This window comes from Rhodopirellula sp. UH5 (assembly GCF_056839225.1).
In genome coordinates this window covers 350,257-369,536 of sequence record NZ_CM166390.1, presented here as the reverse complement: position 1 = coordinate 369,536, position 19,280 = coordinate 350,257, and the positions used below count along the sequence as shown (strand labels likewise).

Here is a 19,280-nt window from a genome sequence, read left to right as displayed (position 1 = left end):
TGTGTGAAGTTCCCAGGTTGCTTACCCGATTGCGTATTGTCCGAACCGGTTCCAATACCCGCTGTGGTGGCCCAAGAAATTGAACTGATTGGGCAATTCGCGGCACAAATCGTGATTCATCAAGCGATCGCTCAGCTTTTCACACACGATTGCTCCCGTTCCAACGACGCGGTCGATCACCGGTGCCACGTTCAGGATTCGATCTCGTGGGGAATACAAGTTGATCAATCGCCCGCGAAACGCGTCCGCTTGCAGATTCCAGTTCAACCGCGACGTCATCCCGCCCATCAACAGCAGATCGTCGACGCGGCAATCTCGTTCGGCCAGTTTTTCAAGAGCCGATCGAAGCACCACGGTTCCCAACGAATGCCCAATCAAGTGCAACGGGCGTTTGCCGACGCCCGGCAGATTCAGAATTTGATCGGCCAACCGAATGCCGTCCCGTCGAGCACAGTAGTATCGATGCCGAAAACTCGCTGCACCGATCACCGCAGCGGTCCCAAAGCCCCCCGCCAAGCTTCCAACGCCCACCAAAGCCCGACCGCCATGCAAAGCCGGCAAGGCGACTCGCGCACCGCGAGCCATCACGCCCACCGACGCACCAGCTTCGGCCCAAGATCCCGCTGCCCAGCGGACACGATACGTGGATCCTCTCAAATCAGCCGCACGAATCAGATCAGCGTTGGGACGAGCACGGTAGCCTGCGACCACCACATGGATCGGCCCCCGACTCGACTCGTCGATCGCATCGATGCGTACAGTGACGCGGGATTTTGGCACGCGGAATTCTGGCATGCAGGACTCTTGAAACGAGATAATGAAATCGCGGAATCGCATTCGCCGCGAACTCAGCTCCTCTAAAATACCCGATCAGCGGCCCTAAACGCAAAGCGATTCTCCCCCCTCCGTCGAGGTCGTGCAGTTCCACTTCACCCTCCCTTTGGGAGGGTCGGAACGCTTCGGGCCGGGGAGAGTCACGCGCTGGATCCAATGCGGAGCCCTCCCCTCGCTTCGCTCGTCCCTCCCAAGGGGAGGGTGATGACAATCGCCTGGCAATCCAAGACTTAAAAACTGCACGACCTCAGTCGGCGGGCGCATCCTCTTGCCATTCAAACCTGTCAATCAGCTCCGTGATCGATGAGCGGGAAGGGTCTGTGTCCGGGACCTTTTCTGCGATTCCCTCCACGGCCAGTTCCGGCAAAAGGGACCTGCCCCAATCCCCAACCGTTCCTAACTTCATTGATCCCAATCGGTTGCTCTTTCGCGGGCCGCCTTCTCCCGCTAAATCCGAAGCTTCCAACGGATGCACGTCGAGCGGCAAACTCACTAGACTATCACCGCTTCGAAACGCCTCTGACTGCCGTGCTCACACTCTCTCGAACACCCACTTCGATTCATGCCTGAATTTGGATCCGAATCGTCCTTCCCAACCGAAGAACCGGTGTGCATCGGAATCGATTTGGGAACCACCCACTCGTTGGTCAGCGTGTTCCGGAATGGCAAACCCGAACTGATTGCCAACGCCCACGGTGAAACGCTCACGCCGTCCATCATCGGCGTCTTGGAAGACGGCCAGATCGTGGTCGGTTCCGCCGCCCGAGAACTTCGGGTCACCGCGCCAGAACGCTGTGCTTGGGTTTTCAAACGCTACATGGGGCAAGAACGCAAACTCAATCTGGGCGACAAAGAGTTCACGCCGCACGAGCTGAGCAGTTTGGTGCTGCAATCGCTGCGTGACGACGCTGCCGCTCACCTGAACATCGAGATCACCGACGCCGTGATCACCGTCCCCGCGTACTTCAACGATCATCAACGCCAAGCCACCCGGTTGGCTGGCGAGATGGCGGGCCTGAAAGTCCGCCGGATGATCAATGAGCCCACCGCGGCCGCTCTGGTCTACGGCTTTCACGCTCGCGAAGATGAAAAGAATCTGTGCGTCATCGATCTTGGCGGAGGCACGTTCGACGTGACCGTCATGGAGGTCTTCGAAGGCACGCTCGAAATCCGATCCACTGCCGGCGAAAGCATGCTGGGCGGAGAAGACTTCACGGACCGAATGGTGTCCGCGGTGCTGGCCAGTGAAGACACCCAGCTCGAATTGGCCGAACTGCAGCAACCCTTGCGAGTGTCGCGGCTCCGCGGCGAATGTGAAAAGGCAAAGCGTCTGCTCTCCCAAGAAGACACCTGCAAAATCCGACTGCCCGATCGCGATGGCAACTTCCCCGAATCGCCCAAGACCTTCCGACTCACCCGAGCCGATTTCTCACGGTTGTGCGATCCCCTGATGCAACGCATCGCGGGACCGATTGCCCGATCCCTCCGAGACGCGGAACTGACGCCCGAAGACATCGACGATGTGATCCTGGTCGGCGGGTCAACGCGGATGCCGGTGCTGAGAGACTTTGTGATCGACTACTTCGGCAAACCACCGATCACGGATCACGATCCTGATGAAGTCGTGGCCCTTGGCGCGGCAGTCCAAGCCGCATTGATTGGGCAAGACGCGGCCGTGGACGACATGGTGATGACTGATGTCTGCCCGTTCACGCTGGGCGTGGAGGTCGTCAAAGAATTCGGTGGTCACATGCAAGACGGGTACTTCAAGCCCGTGCTGCATCGGAACTGCACCATCCCGATTTCTCGCGAAGAGATATTCAGCACCGTCGCGGCCAACCAATCCAACGTGACCCTGAAAGTCTTCCAGGGCGACGCCCGCAAAGTGGCGGACAACACCGCTCTGGGTCAATTGGAAGTCAAGGGTCTGCCTCCCGGTCCCGCCGGCTGTCCCATCTACGTTCGCTTCACCTACGATTTGTCCGGTGTGTTGGAAGTCGAAGCCTATGCACCGGGCGGGGAGCGGTTCCGGACCGTCCTCACCAATCACGTGCACCAACTGTCGCCGGCGCAAATCGAGGAAGCCAAACGACGCATCGATGCCCTGAAGTTCTATCCCCGCGATGATCTCGAGAATCAAAAGCTGGCCCGTTTTGCCGAACGCATGCTGGGCGAACTGCATCCTTCTCAACGCCAGCAACTCGACGACGCCCTGGACATCTACGAAGACGCGATGGCCCGCGCCGATCGCGAACACTTCGCTGCGGCGAAGGACACGTTGTTGATCGTTCTTTCTTCCCTCGGCCTTGATCACGAAGACCAATAGATCCACGGCGTGGAATGCGCCCAAGGCTTCCGCTCGATTTCCTTCCTCACCAACCCCACCGCGGAACGTGTCCGAATCAGCCGCCCAAACGTATTTGCGATCGATGCTGGAAATCAATCCGGTTTGGCAATCCGGGTCCGCGTTGCAACTGCGTCGCAAGACATTGCGATTGCCGAATCATGACCCTCGGCAAACCGACGTCGACGCCGACTCCGTGGATGACATGGTTGCCAAGCACCAGCGTCGCACTCAGGCACGCGAGACAGTTGCCCATCTTCAAAAGCAGTTCTTTCACTTGTCCGATGAGGAATTGGAATCGGGCATCACCAGTTTGAATGCAACAGAAGTCCCTGAACTGGCACCCACGATTCGTCGCTTGCAAACCGCAGCGAGAGAACGCAACTCCTTCGTTGCGATGTTGGACGATCAACGCTTTGATCGCGAACTTGTGATCGCACTCGGCAAATCAGTCGTGCTGCCGCAGTCCGACGCTGGCTACGTGCGAGAAAAATTCATCCAGAACCTGACGACGAAGAACAGTCGCAAACGAGCCCGTGACACATCGCTGAAGATCCAAAAATCATATCCCAATCTGTTCGCGTTGGAACGCGACTGGTTGACCACGCTGCAGAACACCAAGGCCTCCGGACCGATGATCGCCGGTGAATCCTCGTTGTTCAATTTTCGAGTGCTGTTCTTTGGCACCTTGATCACGTATCAAATCGTCAAGATCTTTCTGATGGACTGATCTCGCCCGCCCGACCTCGTGAACGATGGCGGTCGCACAGCGTGGCTCGGTGCCCGCAAGACTCCATTCCCGATCGCAATCCGCCGCCCCCCTCGCCGACCATCGTTCATGTCTGACCCCGCGTGGCATCATCTTCCGCAAGACCCGCGATCGTTCTTCGAATTGCCCGAGGCATTCGATCGTCGTGATCTGAAGCGTGCTTACGGCAAACTGATCCGGCAGTTCAAACCGGAAACGCACCCGCAAGAATTCCAGCGGATCCGGGCGGCCTACGAACAACTCGAAAACGCAGAACGATACGGACGCAACCAAGCGGCAAGTCAATCCGCAGCGGAGGCTTGGAAACCCACCGACTCTCCCGGCCCAAGCTCCACCGTCGATCCGAAGCCAACCAAGGAACGTCCGCCCGCGGCGCTCTCGCCCGTGGACGAAGCGATCGCCAACCCGCGTGAGTCCTACCTCCGACTCTCGCAAAAACAGTCGCGTTCGCCCCTGGAGTACTACATTCTCGCGGTGCTCAGCGACCTGCTCGAAAAACCCGACAAAACCGCCCCGCAGCGACGCACTCAGTTTCTGAAGTGGCTGCTCGATGGGTTGCAGGAACATCCACTCGAACCGGGCCTGGTGTCCTTGGTCGCCGGCACCCTTCGCAGTGACGTCCCTGACCAGCAAGTCGAAACGCTGCTTCCAGAAATCGCCGCGAAAATCCGTTCGCCCTTGTTCTATCGGTTGACGGAACCACTCTGGGAACGCCTGCTGAATGACCATCCGTTTGAAACGTTCGAAAGCCTGATCCAGGAATGCGAGAGCCACCTTCCCAAAGGTGACCCTCGCGCTCGTCTCGCGTTCTTCCTTCGCATTCTCAGAACCGCGATCTGGAAGGCTCCTCTGGACTGGACACAGGCCCACATCGAAACGATCTCTCGCCAAGCCGCGGACTTGGACGAGAGCATGCACAACGACCTGGAATTCATTGAGCTGTTGCACAGCTATTTGTCCTCTGGCAAATCGTCTGTTGCGACGTTGCCAGCTCGTGCGACGATGGAGTCTTTCATCCGCACGTACTGCACCGGCGATGGCCCTGCCGCGACCGCAGAAATGGCTCGCTGCTTGGACGAAATCGCGCGTGACGCCCACGGTGTCCGCGACGCGTTTCCTACCCAACAAGATCGCGACGATCACTCGCTGTTTCTGTTGATGATGATGGCCACATCGGACCTGGCCGAAACCACCGGCATGATCGCGCCCGCCCCCGACGATGCCAAGAACAACCGGCAGGCGGTTTCGTGTTTGCGAGACCTCAAGAGCACGCTGCAAGACATCGTCAATCGTGTGTCATGGATCGAATCCAAATACAAGTGGATCCCGTTTGCGGGGATGTACCTGGTCTTTGGAATCGTTTTCTCGTTGCTGTGGGTGCTCCTGTTGATGGCGTTCGACCAAGCCGGTGCTTCGCCAGGCGCGAGCGCCGTCGCCGTGATCTTGCTGATCGGTGGCCTGCTGGTTTTTCCCGTGTTTTACTTCTGGTGGTTCTTCCCTCGGTACCTTGCCAATCGCACCGAGAACGCCCGCCAGAAATACTTTGCCACCTGCTACGAAAAGCGATGGCGAAGCCGCCTGTTTCGCTACGTCCAATCCTGCGGTGAATCACCGAGCGGATCCCTGACACGGCTGAATGAAGCGGCCGCGTTCCACGGTGACTCTGAGTGGATGAACTTGGTGCTCAGCTTTTGCCACGGTGACCTGGGACTGCTGATCTTCGCCCGCGCTCAGTTGTTTGTGGGGTAGGAAGTGTGAAAGGGACTCAGGGCCACAGAACCACAGGAGAAGCCGCCCGTCGACACGAAAACCCGACGCTTGGCGGTCCGTCGATTTAGTCGTCAACGAGTCTAGAACGAATGTAGGATGGGCACTCCTGCCTTTTTGTACCCCACATCTTCTGGGAGCCGTTTGCGTTGTAAATACAGGCGTTTTGAAGCCAAACATCCCTTGCCCAAGAACCATTAAGCAGGTACGCAGGTGTCATCGGGTAGGTGAGCCGCTGGCGTTAGCCACGGTTTTCACGCACAACCGGGGCGAACGCCCAAACGGCTCACATGGTTGTGCTTGATCACTCCTGCCGACCTGCTTAGAACGTCCGACACCGATCACCAGTCGCGGAGCGACGGCAGCCGATAGCCTTGGGTTTTCAACCCAAGGACATCCGCCCATCACACAGAAGTCCCCAAGTCGCGGAGCGACGACAGTTGTCCGCCGCCTGGCGCCCAATGCTCCCTAGTTTGGTCGTCATCCTCGCCGCAAACTCCCGCATTTTTCAATTTACAATTGTCAATTTCACTTTTTCAATCAATCCCCCATCTCATCACTCGCCACCTGTCGCCGCTCCGCGGCTTGTCGAGCAAGGGGGGTGACGCCCAAGACCTCGGGTTGAAAACCCGAGGCTGACAACTGTCACCGCTCCGCGGTTATTAGAACGTCCGGCACCGATCCCCAGTCGCGAAGCGACGGCAGCCGAAAGCCTTGGGTTTTCAACCCAAGGTCAACCGCCCATCACCCAGAAGTCCCCAAGTCGCGGAGCGACGATAGTTGTCCGCCGCCTTGCGCCCAATGCTCCCTAGTTTGGTCGCCATCCTCGCCGCAAACTCCCGCATTTTTCAATTTGCAATTGTCAATTTCACTTTTTCAATCAATCCCCCAACTCATCACTCGCCACCTGTCGCCGCTCCGCGGCTCGTCGAGCAAGAGGGGTGACGCCCAAGACCCCGGGTTAAAAACCCGAGGCTGACAATTGTCACCGCTCCGCGGTTATTAGAACGTCCGGCACCGATCCCCAGTCGCGGAGCGACGGCAGTTGTTCGCCGCCCGGTCACCGAAGGATCCTCCGGTTCGCGTCTCGTACGATGGGCTTCCAAGCCAGCTGAAATGGAAACGCTTTTCCATTCGCGGCCTCCTCTACAGGTGCAGCGGCAAGAACCGCTTGACCTCATCGGGCAACTTCTCCGCCGGCGGATCCAACCACGGCACGTCCTCTTCACGTCCCATGTGCTCGCTGATCCGAGCTCGCACATCGCGAACGATCGTCGCCAGCACATCGCGATCGCTGCCGCCTTCCGTTTCGATCCCCTCCAAGTTCGCAACGCGACCCCGCGTGCGACCACTGGCCGTTCGCTGGACATACACCACGCAACCAAAGGCGGGTTGATCCTTCTTGCTGGTCGTTGGCAAATCAGTCATGCCAAATCCCTCAAATCCACGCGTCTTCCTTCTCGTAAACTCGTTCGAGCCCCTTTCAGGATCGCCGCCGCGTTGAAGGCGTCTTCCAGCCCGCTCAAGTTGCGAACCAAACTGGTCACGGCACGATGAAACTGGCCCAGCATCTTTTCGCCCACGGGGGACTCCCCTTCTAAGAACTCTTGATGCCGACCCGCGTCGTCAAACCAAACCAACGTGCCTGGCAAATCGATAAAAGCCACGCCGTTTTCACAGCACACCTGCATCGCGGCGGGCGGCCGGAAACCAATCGCTTCTCGCCACTGAGCCGGGATGTAACTCCCGCAACTGACTTGAGCGGTGACGCCACCACTTCCACTGGATCGTCGGGGACTCTCCGACACCGCGGAAGAATCCATGGAACTTCCGTTGGTGGATGTCGCCCCATTCTCGCTCGAGACGTGCGTTCCGGTTGAAAATCGATCGCGAGAAGTGCGAGCCGAACTGGAATCTTCAAACAGCATGCTCAAAGCTTGGTAGTCCGCCGCTTCGTCCTCGGAATGGTTGGCCGACATCACGCTGACCGGCCGCTCCCCCACCACGTAGCAACACCAATCGATCAACTGCATCATTTCGGTCCGAGTCATCCGGGCACGGATCTCTTCGGGATCGACTCGCGAATCGTCGCCGAGATTGCCCTCCATCCCTCGCCGGGTGATTTGGTCACGACGTTTCAAAGGGGCGTCTTCCAAACTCAACCGCTTGTGACAAAAGATCAACCGCGGCGATCCCAAATTCGTCGCGATCAATTCTTTCAAACGCAGGGTTGCGGGAGAAAAGCGACGGGGCAATCCCGCCATGAACGCCACGCCAGAATCCTGCACGCAGGACTTGAAATCTTGGTCGCGAACCGGATCGAAGTCCAAATCGCTGGCCCAATAGACCGCCTTCCCCGCGCGACATGCCGCCGTGGCAGGAAGAAAACGCAGCCAGGAATTCTCAAGCACCAAGACAGCGTCGATGTCATCCCGCGTCACCAGTGCTTGGTACCCGTCGACAGGGTCCGCCTGAAACTCCGAGACCGCCGATTCGGCTAACTTTGACACGTTGCAATAGATCGCACGAACATCGAATCGATCCCCCAGCATCCGCAGCGCCGGCCGGTGCATGGATTGCCATTGATCGCCCAATCCGATCAATCCGATTCGCAATTTCACTCGAGTTCCCTTCGCAGTTCGCCTTGGTTGTTGATCGAGGGACAATCTAGCAGATTCGAAAGCCACGCGCAGGCAACCTCCCGTTGCTCCCATCGAGGAATGAACGAAAGCGAAGCTCCAACCCAAACGATCGATTCAAACCTGAGTTGGCGGCAGACAACGCCAGCGTTCCCAATCAACGGTCGCAGTGGCAGATTCCCAACCACCTGCTTGCTGCACAGCGAGTCGCCAGTCTTCCTCAGACAGCAGAATTCGCGTGATCTCATTCCTTCGAACGCCCCCCTGTTCGGTTTTACCACATTCGTCTTGATGCCCTGTGTCCACGAAAAGCAGCAGCCTGCGTCTGTCGAGTAAACTGCTCTTGGCATCCACCGCTCCGCTCATTCGGCATTCGACCAGTTCGTCCCGCGTGACAATCTCCCTTCCATCCATCCACCGCAATGCCATCCTCCCCGCCCATGCATTTGCCCACGTTTTCGCGACACTTGGCTTCGGTCGTCGTTCTCTGGACGTTTCCAGTGGCATGTTTGCTGCATCCGATTGACTTGCTCGCCCAGGCTCCAGTCACCGAAGGGCGGTCGACGACTCAGCAAGAAGCCATCGATGCCTTGCCGGAGATTCCCAGTGGGCTCAACCAAGGTTTCTCGATCGTTCGAACGCCCGGCAAACGAGTCACGGCGACGATCACGTTCGAAGTCGACACGCCGTCCCTGCAAGCCAAAGCATGGGTCTTCGCGATGCCGGAGCCACCGGATTTACCCGGCCAAAAACGAATTCACTCCACCACTGCACCGGCCAGTGAGATGATTGCAGACAAATCGGTTTTTCAACGCCCCATCCGTCGATGCCGGATTGAGGTCACGGATGAGTCCCAACATCGCAACGCGAAATTCCGCTGCGATGATGAACTGCAACTGTTCGCCCGTTCGTTGACTTTCAACAAACGAGCCACCTCGGTGAAGCCCCCAGTCGAACCGCTGTCCGAAAACGACCGCCAAAACTTCTTGCGTCCGACACCGGAATACGACTACCGATCCGCAGCCTTCCAGGAATGGAAAGTCAAGAATCGGTTCCGACGACTCCGGACCGAAGGCGAAGTCCGGTTCGCTCAACGAGTGTTTCAAAAATTGGCCAACTCGTACCAATATTCGTACGTCCCGAGCGAGGACAGAACCGCATCCCTGTTGTGCCAGTCCAATGCAACGGACTGTGGCGGTCTCTCGACGCTTTTTGCCACGGTGATGCGAAGCGAAGGTGTGCCGGCACGAATTTTGTCAGGTCGCTGGGCGATTTCGGCGACCCAAGGGGAAACCATCAATGATCAACCGTATTACCAGTACCACGTGATCGCGGAGTTCTACGCACAAGGCGTCGGCTGGATCCCTCTGGACACGTCATCCGCCATCATTCACGACCGCACCAAAACCAAACTGCAATACTTCGGACAATCCGATGGGAACTTCATCAGCTACCACGTCGATCCCGGCGTCGAGTTCGACACCGATTTGCACGGCGACTACCGTGCGGCTTACTTTCAGATCCCCTTGATGTGGGTGACTGGCCAGGGCACGCTCGACGGGTTTCAACACCAGGAATCCTGGACCGTCACTCCCTAGCCTGGCCGCGAGAAGTTCACGGACACGTTGTCCCTTTCGATGGCCAACAGCCAGGTTCTTCTTCACCGACAAACGGTTCACCTACCCGAAGTCTCCTGCCCGTCTGCTTTTTTCAACGAAAAGAGGGCGATGGTGAATCAATCACCATCGCCCTCTTTGCAATCACAGTTAAAACGCGTTGCGACTCAATCAAGCCATGTCACTGGATCGAACCACGACGTGGATCAATAACGGAAGATCATGTCGACGGTCACTCGGTCTTCCAAAACGTCTTTGAAAGCAGTCAGGGGGAACTCGTACGCGACCCCCGCTTCGATGTTTCCGCTGGGTTTGAACTTCATGCCGACATTGTGCGTGACCAAGTCATTGCCTTCGACATCGGTCGCACCCAAGTTGAGCAGGTCTTGTCCTGAGACGCCCAGTGCCAAACCGTTCTCGGCTTCGTCCACCCAGTGCCACCACGAGTTTTCGGTGAACAGGTAAACCCGGTCAGTCACCTTCACGTCAAAGTGATTGTTCCAGTGAACCGTGGTGCTTTGAACCGATTGATCAACCGGCAATTGCCAGCCAAATGAGCTCAGAATGTGAGCGTTGCCACCCAGCAATCGCTGACCACCGGTGGCGAAGAAGTGGAATTCACCATCGCCGACAGCCTGAGACGATTGTTTGCTGCCGAGTGGGATTTCGTAGGTGAAACCGCCGGACAGCAACGTTCCCGATTGCGTGTCGCGAATGAAGTTGTACTTCAAACCCGCCGTGACATCCGCCCATCCGGAATCCAACAACAGCGTGTCCAACGTCCCTTCGCTATTGTCCAAGATGTATCCATCTTTGACCGCAATCAAGCTGAGTCGTTCGGTCAAAGCCACGCGGAACTGCAACGCAAACAGTTGTACCGAACCGCCCGCAGGAATGTTCCCAGGACCGAGCGTCGCGGGGAATTGATGCGTCACAAAGATTGGACGCAGTTCCGTCAAGTTGCGAGGGTCTTCAAAGTGAACAAAGTCGATCATCGGGCTGATGAAATCATCAAAGCAATGATCGCTTGGACGCAGGTGTTGCTTCAATGAAGCCAGACACCCAGCCGCTTTGCAACCGCGGCATGCCACGGAATCACAAAACGAGTCACATCCATCGCCGTCGCAACCAAACTCGTCGCAACTCACTGCATCGCACCCGACCAGCCCCAATGGATCACAACCACTGGATTGCCCGGCTGAAGCAAACGACGTCAAACAACACCCCATGACGACGGCCAGAGCCGAGGCCTTCCAAACGCAATTCACGATCCATCTCCTGTGACGATGACACAACGGCTGACCGGTTCACGATGCCGGCCAACTCAAACATGTCCTTGTTTCCTTAATGATGCGAATCGGCCAGCCCCGCGTCACGCCTGCGATTCCGCGTCCACGATCGACACAAATTGCCAAGCCCCACTCAAACGCAAATCTGGCATCACCCGACGCCAAACCCATGTTGCCTCCAGCACAAATCGTGCGTTCCTGTCACACACTGAACTCTCAACACACTCGCCACCGTGCGAATGCGACGCGACACGCTCAAAATCCCCCGGCAGAAGCTCCCTCGCCCCCATTCAACAAATCCCAAAACAGATCACCACTTCCCAAACAACCCCTCCAACCGCCCCATCCTCCCACAAAGGTGTCAGGTACCTTTTTGGAGGACTGGGTAACTTCCCTCTTCACTCGTCCTGAATTTGCGAGGACGGCCTCGGGGTCGCATGGTCATCTCCAAATCAAACCGGCGGGCCGTCGTTTCCACCCAGTTCTCTTCTCCAAAGGGAGTCCCCCGCTTCACAGAAAAGTCCAATTTTCTTTGTTCTTTGACGGACAGTTTGGTCGCAACATGGTCGCACCAACGCGTGCAGCGAGCGATCGGCCAAGATGCCAGCAACGACTTCTCCTTGACAGACCCGTGTTTCCAACGTGCCAGACTTCCCCAGCGCCAGTCTTCAGGACGCTCGCAATATCCGGCGGTCATGGCGTTGCGTTCGACGTAGCGGCACACCGTCAAAAAGTGCTCGTCGTCCTGAATCGGGAAACTCTTGTACCGGCCCTGGTACAGATGCCCTTCCCCCACCGTTTCGTAGTGCGCGTTGTATCGCTGAGTGTGGGTGAGCGTGAGCCAATGCACAAACCAGCTCATTCCACCATCTTGTTTGGGCCGCAAAACCAGGTGCCAATGGTTCGGCATCAAGCAGTAGGAGAACAATTCCACGTCGTCTTTTGACAATGCGTCCGCCAGAATGGACTCAAACGCCGCGTAATCCTGCTGCTTCTTGAAGATCGTCGCTCGGCGATTGGCGCGGTTCAGGACGTGATAGAGATGCCCGGCGGCATCGGCTCGTGGAGCACGTGGCATGGGAATGACTCAATTCGTGAGGGGCGAACGGTCGCTGTCATTCCTCACGCTATCGCTCAACCTTCCCCAGTCAACCAAAAAGGTACCTGACACCTTTTTCGTGACACGATGGCAGGGAAGCCTCCTCTCATACTGTGTGAATGGATAGAATGCAGGCACACGGCCAAATCCGATTTGATGAGCACCACGAATGAGTACTGAAACGAACCGACAAATGATTGCTCAAATGAAGCAGGAGCAATTGCCGGTTCCGGTGCACCGTCTTCATCGCTGGCCACACTTTGTGGGCTTGTATGCGGGAGAGCATGTTGCCGCGACTGAATTTGTGATCGGGGCCACGTTTGTTGCGATGGGAGCCTCCACGCGTGACATTTTGATCGGGCTGTTGATTGGCAACATTTTGGCGATCCTCAGTTGGACCCTGATCACGACGCCGATCGCCGTGCAGACTCGACTGAGTCTTTACACGTACCTGGAAAAGATCGCCGGCGAGTCAATGACTCGGCTCTACAACTGGGCCAACGTCCTGATTTTCACCGTGATCTCCGCGGCAATGATCACGGTGTCTTGCACCGCCGTCCGGTTGCTGTTCAACATTCCACCGCAATTGCAGTGGTACCCGACCGATTCACTTTTCGTTGCCGTGGTGGTCGCGGTCGGCATGATCGTGGTGCTGGTCGCGATGTACGGCTTCAACGCCGTCGCCGAATTCTCAGGTTTGTGTGGTCCCTGGCTGGTCGTGATGTTTGTCAGCGGCGCGTTGGTGTTGTTTCCCGCGTTGGCAGAATCGGTTTTGGGCCGAACCACACTCAATGGTTTCAGCGACTTCTTGTTGATTGGGGACGATTCGATCTGGACGGGAACCAATGCCGCTGGCAAACCTGGCATCGGTTTGTGGGAAGTCGCTGGTTTCGCTTGGGCCGCCAACACGATCACGCACTTTGGTCTGATTGACATGGCGTTGTTGCGTTACGCCAAAAAATCAATTTATGGATTGTGCACCAGCGCCGGCATGCTGTTCGGACACTACATCGCTTGGATCGCCTCGGGCATCATGGGCGCCGGTGCCGCCGTGCTGTTGAAATCCACCATTGTTGAACTGGATCCCGGCGACGTTGCTTTTCGTGCGTTGGGCATGTCGGGATACGTCATCGTGATTGTCGCTGGCTGGACCACCGCCAACGCGAATCTCTACCGGGCGGGTTTGGCGGCGCAGGCGATCTTCCACAAACGATCGCGCAAGATGGTCACGTTCACGGTGGGCTGTGTGACGGTCGCGGTTGCTTGCTTCCCGTTCGTTTTCCGGCAAATTCTGCCGCTGCTAACTTACGCTGGGCTGTTGGTCGTTCCCGTGGGCGGCATCGTTTTCGCAGAACATGTCGTGTTCCCTCGCATCGGCTTCACTCGGTACTGGGCCCAGTATCGCAACCTGCCCCACAGCGTCCCGGCCATCGCCTCCTGGACCGCCGGGCTGATCTTCGGCTTTGGTTTGAACGCCTTCGAAGTGATGTCGTTTTACTACCTGTTTCTGCCCACCTGGCTGTTCACCATCCTGCTCTATACTTTCCTAGCCAAGCTTTACGGGGCGGCGGAGAAGTATCCCGAAGAGGAAGAAAAAGAGCGAATCCTGAACGAAGACATTCGCGAATTCCAACGTGAGCAAGCTTTGGTGGAAGGGGACCCTGTCGAAGATCCATCCCGGCAATCCCTTGTCCTGCGCTGGATCTCCCGTGTTTGCTTGGCTCTCATTTTGCTGCTTGCGTTGAAGGTGATGTTTCAAAGTCCCGACATGCGGACCTACACCTCCAACCGCGACCTATTTTACACTTGGGCATTTGTGTTGACGATTTCGTATTTCGCGACCGCCTACTGGGTTTTGCATCGCTTCAAAGCCCTCAATCCACAGCACGACAACTAGTCAACTCGGTTGAAACAACATGACCCGTCAAACGTCACCCATTGGCGCGAACGCCTCGCTGACACCACTGAACGAAGCCAACCTAGCGCAGCTGAATTCACAGGTTTCGGCGCCACAATACGACCGCAGTCGACTGAAACCGAGAATTGTGCACGTCGGCGTCGGAGGATTCCATCGTTCGCACGAGGCGTTTTACACAGATGAACTGTTGCGCAACGACAGGTCATCCGATTGGGGCATCTGCGGGGTCGGCCTGCGTGAAGCGGACGAAAAAATTGCCTCCGTGCTGAAGCGACAAGACTACCTCTACACGTTGATCATTCGACATCCCAACGGAACCGTCGAAAGCCGCGTGATCGGTTCGATCATGGACTTCTTGCTGGGATGCCATGATCCCGAGTCGGTGATCGAGCAAATGGCCAGTCCCGACACGCAAATCGTTTCTCTCACGATCACCGAAGGTGGCTACAACATCGACGCTGCAACGGGCGAGTTCAACTGGAACCATCCCGATGCCCAGCATGACCTCCAAAACCCGACCACGCCCAAATTGGTGTTTGGCTTTCTGACCGAAGCGCTCAAGCGTCGTCGCGCTCGCAACCTACCCGCATTCACGATCCAGTCCTGCGACAACATCCAACACAACGGAGACTTGACTCGCAAAACGGTGCTTGGGTTCGCACGCAAGCAGGATCCCGAATTGGCAACTTGGATTGAATCGAACGTTTGCTTTCCCAACGCGATGGTCGACCGCATCACTCCAGTCACCACTCAAGACGACATGGACTACTTGGTCCAGGAACATCAACTTTGCGACGAGTGGCCGGTGACATGCGAACCATTTTGCCAGTGGGTCGTGGAAGATCACTTTTCAGCCGGGCGTCCCGCCTGGGAATCCGTCGGTGCCCAGTTTGTTCCCGACGTCGGCCCCTACGAGAAGATGAAGCTTCGGTTGCTCAACGCGGGCCACTCGGTGCTCGGGATCCTCGGATCAATTCATGGCCACCGCACGATCGACGGATGCGTCGGCGACCCTCTGTTTGCAACTTACCTTCGGCAGTTCATGGACGCCGAAGTGACACCGGTGCTGGATGAAGTCGAGGGGATTGATCTCGAAACCTACAAAGACACACTGCTGGAACGCTTTGGCAATCCAAATATCAAAGATGCGCTCTCGCGAATTTGCTTGGAAAGCTCGAGCAAGCTACCGGTCTTTTTGATTCCCACGATCCAGGACAACCTGGCTCGCGGAGGCCGCATTGAACTCGCGACGTTGGTCATCGCCGCCTGGTGTTTCTACAGTGACAAACAGGTCGATCAACACGGCAACCCGCTCGAGATCATCGACGAGTTGAAACAGCCACTTCATCAGGCAGCCGCGGCGACGCGTAAGGATCCCCTTTCGTTCCTCGAAGTCACCGAGGTGTTTGGGGATTTGATTCAAAACGAACGCTTCACCAAGCAGTATGTCTCAATGGTCGAAACGCTTTATGAGACGACCGACATCGCCTCAATCATGGAAGACCTTCTTCAGTCTGGAAACGACCCGAACTGATTGGATAGCGTCGAAGCAGGCAGCCGCCTCCCGAAACAAGAGCTGTTTCGGCGTTCAACAAAAGTCCGACACGCAACCGGTGCAAACGGCTGATCAGGAGATGTCCGGTTGCGCCTGCGTACCTCGCTCGTTTCACACATTGCGTTTCAACGCATCCGTTAGATCAAACGGTTCTCTGCGAAGATCTGATCGACCGCAGCGAGTCGCTGGTCCTCCTCGGACCGACGATTCAGTTCATCTCGCGAGGATCCATCTTCGAGAGGCAACTGGGTCGTTTTTGCAATCGTCGATTCAGGATTCACCAAAGCAGTGCGGCCAGAGTCATCACGATTTGACTGATTCTCTCGGTCCATCGTGACAAGCTGATCATCCCCAACGCCCTTGCCTGTGGAATCATCATCCGGTGTCGCCACGGTGAATTCCGATGCAACCGAGGCGGCAATCATCTGACCAACTTCCTGCCCGACCAAATCGTCGAAATCAAAGTGGATTCCCAAGTAGACGCGGCTGCGTCCATTTTCTGCCATGGCCTCACTGAATGAATCGAATGTTCGCTCAGCATCGTCGAGATCCAATCCGTAGGCCGCCTGCAACTCGGGATCATCCAACAGAATCTCAAGTTCTTCCGACGCGACCGTGAAGGAAATGTCATCCGTTCCATAGAATTCTTGCAGTGTCCCGAACAAGGCTCCGCCAAAAGTCGCGTGACCGGAGATATAGGTTGGGAACTGAGGTGTGAAGCCAACGATGTCATCGCCCCCGTCGGGAGCCCCCAATGCGGTCCATTCGGGATCGCCCTCTGTCAAAGCGTTTCCATCGGCATCGCCGTCTTGGATAGCCGTGACAGGACGCCAAAACTCCTCTTCGAATTTGGTAGTCCACGCAACGACCGCCGCATCGGCCATCGCGACAGAAGCCTGAGCGAAGAGGGCGGCGTTCTCTTCCAACGAGTTGCCTTCTTGCACCGCGACCGTTTCGAGGATGTCGTTGAACAATGACAAGGGAGTGCCCAAACCTTCTCGGTCATAGGCCCAAAAAATCCCCGCTTCAGTTTGGTCGGCTGTTCGAGTGACACTGTCGACCGCTCCCAGTTCCTTCACTTCGTTGTAGGAATCCGCGTATTCTTCGCTGGTCAAAACCGGAGGTGATTCCGGTGTGTAGGCGTCCGCATCCGAGATCGCGAATGGATCGACCTCGCCCCATCCCGGTCCCCAAACCGGCACGTCTGGATTCAGTGGGTCCGATTGAAATGCTCCCGCTTCGTCGGCGTAGGTGTACTCCACGATCGCGTCGGCTCCATCATCCACACGATTCTCGATCACGGTGCTTCCAACTTCCGCACCAAGCACCAGCCCAGCTTCTGTTTCCGAATCTTGGCTGTAGGTCGCCAGCACATCCGCGTAAAACGAATCAATCGATTCTTGTTGCTCCGGATACAGCGAACTCAGAACGGAGTGTGCGGCACTGGATGCGGCCGCTTGCGACGAAACATCGCTGGATGACTTCGTCAACGAAGAATCATATTCATAAAAAGCGAGATCGGAATCTCCGGATGCAATCGCAACGGAGTCGTAGATAGCCACATTCAACATCGCCATTGCTCGAGAAGCGTACCCCGGGTTTTGATTGTCCGCGCTGTTGGCGGTCAGCTCGTTGAACAAGTTGTTCCAATCAAGAACCGCGTCACCCGTCAACTCAATCTCTGAATCCGCTTGATCGTCCGTCGTCGATTCATCCGTAGCCGATTCATCCGTCGCCGAATCACCGCCGGTGGTGTCCTCGACATCCGTTTGGTCTTTGGTTTCCGCCCCAGTGTCCCGCGATCCTGAATCGCGATCCTCAAGCTGCTCGCGATTCAAACGGTTGACCACCATCAAAGCATCTAGGGCACTGTTGCGACCGTCGTTGTTGACATCCGTCATTTGCCCGCGGCCGACATCGCCTGCGACTTCACCGGATTGCTCGCGGTTCATCCGATTGATGATCGTCAGTGCATCGATCGCCGTGACCTGATCGTCTTCGTTGACGTCTTCCGGCATCGCTTCGTTGTGAAAAAGATTGGCGGCCAGAAGATTCCGAGTTTCCAGATTCTCCGACCGCAATCTGCGACAAGTCGATTGACGCCGCCGTTTCCGAATACGAGCTGATTTCGATGTTCCGATCCAACGATTCCAACGGAATGGCATGATATTCCTCGCGCGGCACTTGAGAAGAAGAGAAGTGGCGGGCGCGCTGGAGCTTCGCAAATCGTAACGAAACAGGACTCGCCTACGATTATCAGGACGAACCCCGCGACCAAACGTCACACTCCGATCCGATTTGGGTTGAAGATCAAGCCACCCATCCCGTCACGATTGGGGATGCCTGGTCACGAAATCCTGGGGGCGAGGACACCCAGCAAGGTTTCAAGCCGGCATAATCGGCGTCACAAAAGGGCTGGACTAGGAAGTTGAGGCGAATTGGTTGACAATCACGACGTAGAATTTGTTCTCTGTCTTTTTCCACCTGTGTTTCCTGCGAGTCTCCCGTGTTGCCACTTTCGTCCATGGGCCAGCAAATCGCCCAAACACTTTCCAATCGCCACGGATTCTCCGTGGATGCCGTCAGCCACATGTTGACCGCTGTTTACAACGGCAACGGAAGCATGGCCCAGTTCTCCCATCCCGAGTTTGGCGGATCGGGCCAATGGATGGCGGGGGGAATGATGATGATTGGTGACATGTTCAATCAGAATCTGAAGTACCGCGTTTCGGCCCTCTGTGAAGATTGCGCTCGTTCGATCGCCGAGAATCAAACTGGAACGAGCAGTGGCGTGTTCCAATCGCAAAGCCAAAGCGGTGGCTCGAACTACCAAGATCAGCAGGCCGGTGGAGGGTCGGCTTCGAACAGCCTCTTCGCACCGGACCCACGACGCAATTGGTGGCCCCAAGAGTTGGGATCGCCTTCCGCCAGCGGATCACAGAACCAAATGCGATACGCGTACTTTGCCGATGCTCATCGATTGGCCGTGGCAACGGGCGACGACGTGTGGCTGTACGACACGCTGCAACACAACATCGGTGGCTTCAGCCAACAACAATCGGGCGACGGGTCGATCACCTTCACGAGCCAATTTGGAGTCGTTCCGCTTTCGTCGCTTCCGATTGTCAGTCGAAACGGAATCGTTGAAGCGCCGCAAGCTCCCCCCAGCCCAGCGCCGGCCCCACCCGCTGCCAATGTCCAGCCCGAGCCGACCCCTGCACCAAACGAAGCGTCGGCCAATCCAAATGGCACCTCCGCATCCTCGTCCCCGGATTCTGGCAACGTGTTCGACACACTCGATCGCTTGGGCGGATTGCTCGACAAAGGCTACATCACCCAAGAAGAATTCAATCGCAAGAAGTCCGACTTGCTCGACCGGATTTAATCCGGCGAACGTCAAGCGAGATCGACCGACGTCGCCCCGGACGGGGCCAACGTGGAACGTGTGGA

The 19,280-nt window shown here is 56.8% G+C and carries 14 protein-coding genes; 7 read left to right on the top strand and 7 right to left on the bottom strand.

Features of this window, described 5'->3' with window-relative positions; translation table 11 throughout:
- Positions 1–21 precede the first annotated feature (21 nt).
- Positions 22–780: a DUF726 domain-containing protein gene (locus UH5x_RS01320; RefSeq protein ID WP_482634442.1), complete on the bottom strand. Its 759-nt coding sequence runs from the start codon at positions 778–780 to the stop codon at positions 22–24.
- A gap of 616 nt (positions 781–1,396) precedes the next feature.
- Here UH5x_RS01320 and UH5x_RS01315 point away from each other — a divergent pair.
- The 3 genes from UH5x_RS01315 (at position 1,397) to UH5x_RS01305 (ending at position 5,696) form a co-directional block, all read left to right on the top strand.
- Positions 1,397–3,160, top strand: coding sequence for an Hsp70 family protein (locus UH5x_RS01315; protein WP_482634441.1), 1,764 nt, complete (start codon positions 1,397–1,399; stop codon positions 3,158–3,160).
- Between the two features lie 67 nt (positions 3,161–3,227).
- A complete protein-coding gene (locus UH5x_RS01310) occupies positions 3,228–3,908 on the top strand; it encodes a hypothetical protein (protein WP_482634440.1) in 681 nt (226 codons plus the stop codon).
- A gap of 108 nt (positions 3,909–4,016) precedes the next feature.
- Complete coding sequence (locus UH5x_RS01305; RefSeq protein ID WP_482634439.1) at positions 4,017–5,696, top strand: J domain-containing protein; 1,680 nt, start codon at positions 4,017–4,019, stop codon at positions 5,694–5,696.
- 1,164 nt (positions 5,697–6,860) lie between these two features.
- Here the strand turns inward: UH5x_RS01305 and UH5x_RS01300 are convergent.
- The 3 genes from UH5x_RS01300 to UH5x_RS01290 form a co-directional block, all read right to left on the bottom strand.
- Positions 6,861–7,142 (bottom strand): hypothetical protein, encoded by a 282-nt coding sequence (locus UH5x_RS01300; RefSeq protein ID WP_482634438.1) that lies wholly within the window; start codon positions 7,140–7,142, stop codon positions 6,861–6,863.
- On the bottom strand, positions 7,139–8,335 hold the full coding sequence (locus UH5x_RS01295) for a Gfo/Idh/MocA family protein (protein WP_236696178.1): 1,197 nt from the start codon (positions 8,333–8,335) through the stop codon (positions 7,139–7,141). Before UH5x_RS01295 ends, UH5x_RS01300 begins: the two co-directional genes overlap by 4 nt.
- Before the next feature lie 135 nt (positions 8,336–8,470).
- On the bottom strand, positions 8,471–8,782 hold the full coding sequence (locus UH5x_RS01290) for a hypothetical protein (RefSeq protein ID WP_482634437.1): 312 nt from the start codon (positions 8,780–8,782) through the stop codon (positions 8,471–8,473).
- On the opposite strand from UH5x_RS01290, the gene UH5x_RS01285 reads away from it, so the two are divergent.
- Positions 8,776–9,951, top strand: coding sequence for a transglutaminase-like domain-containing protein (locus tag UH5x_RS01285; protein ID WP_482634436.1), 1,176 nt, complete (start codon positions 8,776–8,778; stop codon positions 9,949–9,951). The two genes, UH5x_RS01290 and UH5x_RS01285, sit on opposite strands and share 7 nt — an antisense overlap.
- Positions 9,952–10,175: 224 nt before the next feature.
- Here UH5x_RS01285 and UH5x_RS01280 read toward each other — a convergent pair whose 3' ends face one another.
- Both UH5x_RS01280 and UH5x_RS01275 read right to left on the bottom strand, forming a co-directional pair.
- Positions 10,176–11,237 (bottom strand): hypothetical protein, encoded by a 1,062-nt coding sequence (locus UH5x_RS01280; RefSeq protein WP_236696177.1) that lies wholly within the window; start codon positions 11,235–11,237, stop codon positions 10,176–10,178.
- Positions 11,238–11,619: 382 nt separating this feature from the next.
- Positions 11,620–12,336, bottom strand: a complete 717-nt coding sequence (locus UH5x_RS01275; RefSeq protein ID WP_482634435.1) for a transposase — start codon at positions 12,334–12,336, stop codon at positions 11,620–11,622.
- A gap of 190 nt (positions 12,337–12,526) precedes the next feature.
- Between UH5x_RS01275 and UH5x_RS01270 the strand changes: the two genes are divergently transcribed.
- Positions 12,527–14,254 carry a purine-cytosine permease family protein gene (locus UH5x_RS01270; protein ID WP_047814049.1) on the top strand — a complete coding sequence of 576 codons (1,728 nt, stop codon included), beginning with the start codon at positions 12,527–12,529 and terminating at the stop codon, positions 14,252–14,254.
- A 19-nt stretch (positions 14,255–14,273) separates the two neighbouring features.
- Positions 14,274–15,809: a mannitol dehydrogenase family protein gene (locus UH5x_RS01265; RefSeq protein ID WP_482634434.1), complete on the top strand. Its 1,536-nt coding sequence runs from the start codon at positions 14,274–14,276 to the stop codon at positions 15,807–15,809.
- Positions 15,810–15,967: 158 nt separating this feature from the next.
- Here the strand turns inward: UH5x_RS01265 and UH5x_RS01260 are convergent, their stop codons facing one another.
- The gene (locus tag UH5x_RS01260; RefSeq protein WP_482634433.1) at positions 15,968–17,995 is read right to left on the bottom strand and encodes a dockerin type I domain-containing protein; all 2,028 of its coding nucleotides are present in this window, start codon (positions 17,993–17,995) and stop codon (positions 15,968–15,970) included.
- Between the two features lie 359 nt (positions 17,996–18,354).
- Here UH5x_RS01260 and UH5x_RS01255 point away from each other — a divergent pair, with 359 nt between their 5' ends.
- Positions 18,355–19,215: an SHOCT domain-containing protein gene (locus UH5x_RS01255; RefSeq protein ID WP_047814045.1), complete on the top strand. Its 861-nt coding sequence runs from the start codon at positions 18,355–18,357 to the stop codon at positions 19,213–19,215.
- Positions 19,216–19,280 lie beyond the last annotated feature (65 nt).

What these genes read in the sequence shown, in the direction of transcription:
- UH5x_RS01315 (WP_482634441.1), top strand. Translation starts at nt 1,397, where the DNA reads ATGCCTGAATTTGGATCCGAATCGTCCTTCCCAACCGAAGAACCGGTG.
- UH5x_RS01305 (WP_482634439.1), top strand. Translation starts at nt 4,017, where the DNA reads ATGTCTGACCCCGCGTGGCATCATCTTCCGCAAGACCCGCGATCGTTC.
- UH5x_RS01300 (WP_482634438.1), bottom strand. Translation starts at nt 7,142, where the DNA reads ATGACTGATTTGCCAACGACCAGCAAGAAGGATCAACCCGCCTTTGGT.
- UH5x_RS01285 (WP_482634436.1), top strand. Translation starts at nt 8,776, where the DNA reads ATGCCATCCTCCCCGCCCATGCATTTGCCCACGTTTTCGCGACACTTG.
- UH5x_RS01290 (WP_482634437.1), bottom strand. Translation starts at nt 8,782, where the DNA reads ATGGCATTGCGGTGGATGGATGGAAGGGAGATTGTCACGCGGGACGAA.
- UH5x_RS01275 (WP_482634435.1), bottom strand. Translation starts at nt 12,336, where the DNA reads ATGCCACGTGCTCCACGAGCCGATGCCGCCGGGCATCTCTATCACGTC.
- UH5x_RS01270 (WP_047814049.1), top strand. Translation starts at nt 12,527, where the DNA reads ATGAGTACTGAAACGAACCGACAAATGATTGCTCAAATGAAGCAGGAG.
- UH5x_RS01265 (WP_482634434.1), top strand. Translation starts at nt 14,274, where the DNA reads ATGACCCGTCAAACGTCACCCATTGGCGCGAACGCCTCGCTGACACCA.
- UH5x_RS01260 (WP_482634433.1), bottom strand. Translation starts at nt 17,995, where the DNA reads ATGCCATTCCGTTGGAATCGTTGGATCGGAACATCGAAATCAGCTCGT.
- UH5x_RS01255 (WP_047814045.1), top strand. Translation starts at nt 18,355, where the DNA reads ATGGGCCAGCAAATCGCCCAAACACTTTCCAATCGCCACGGATTCTCC.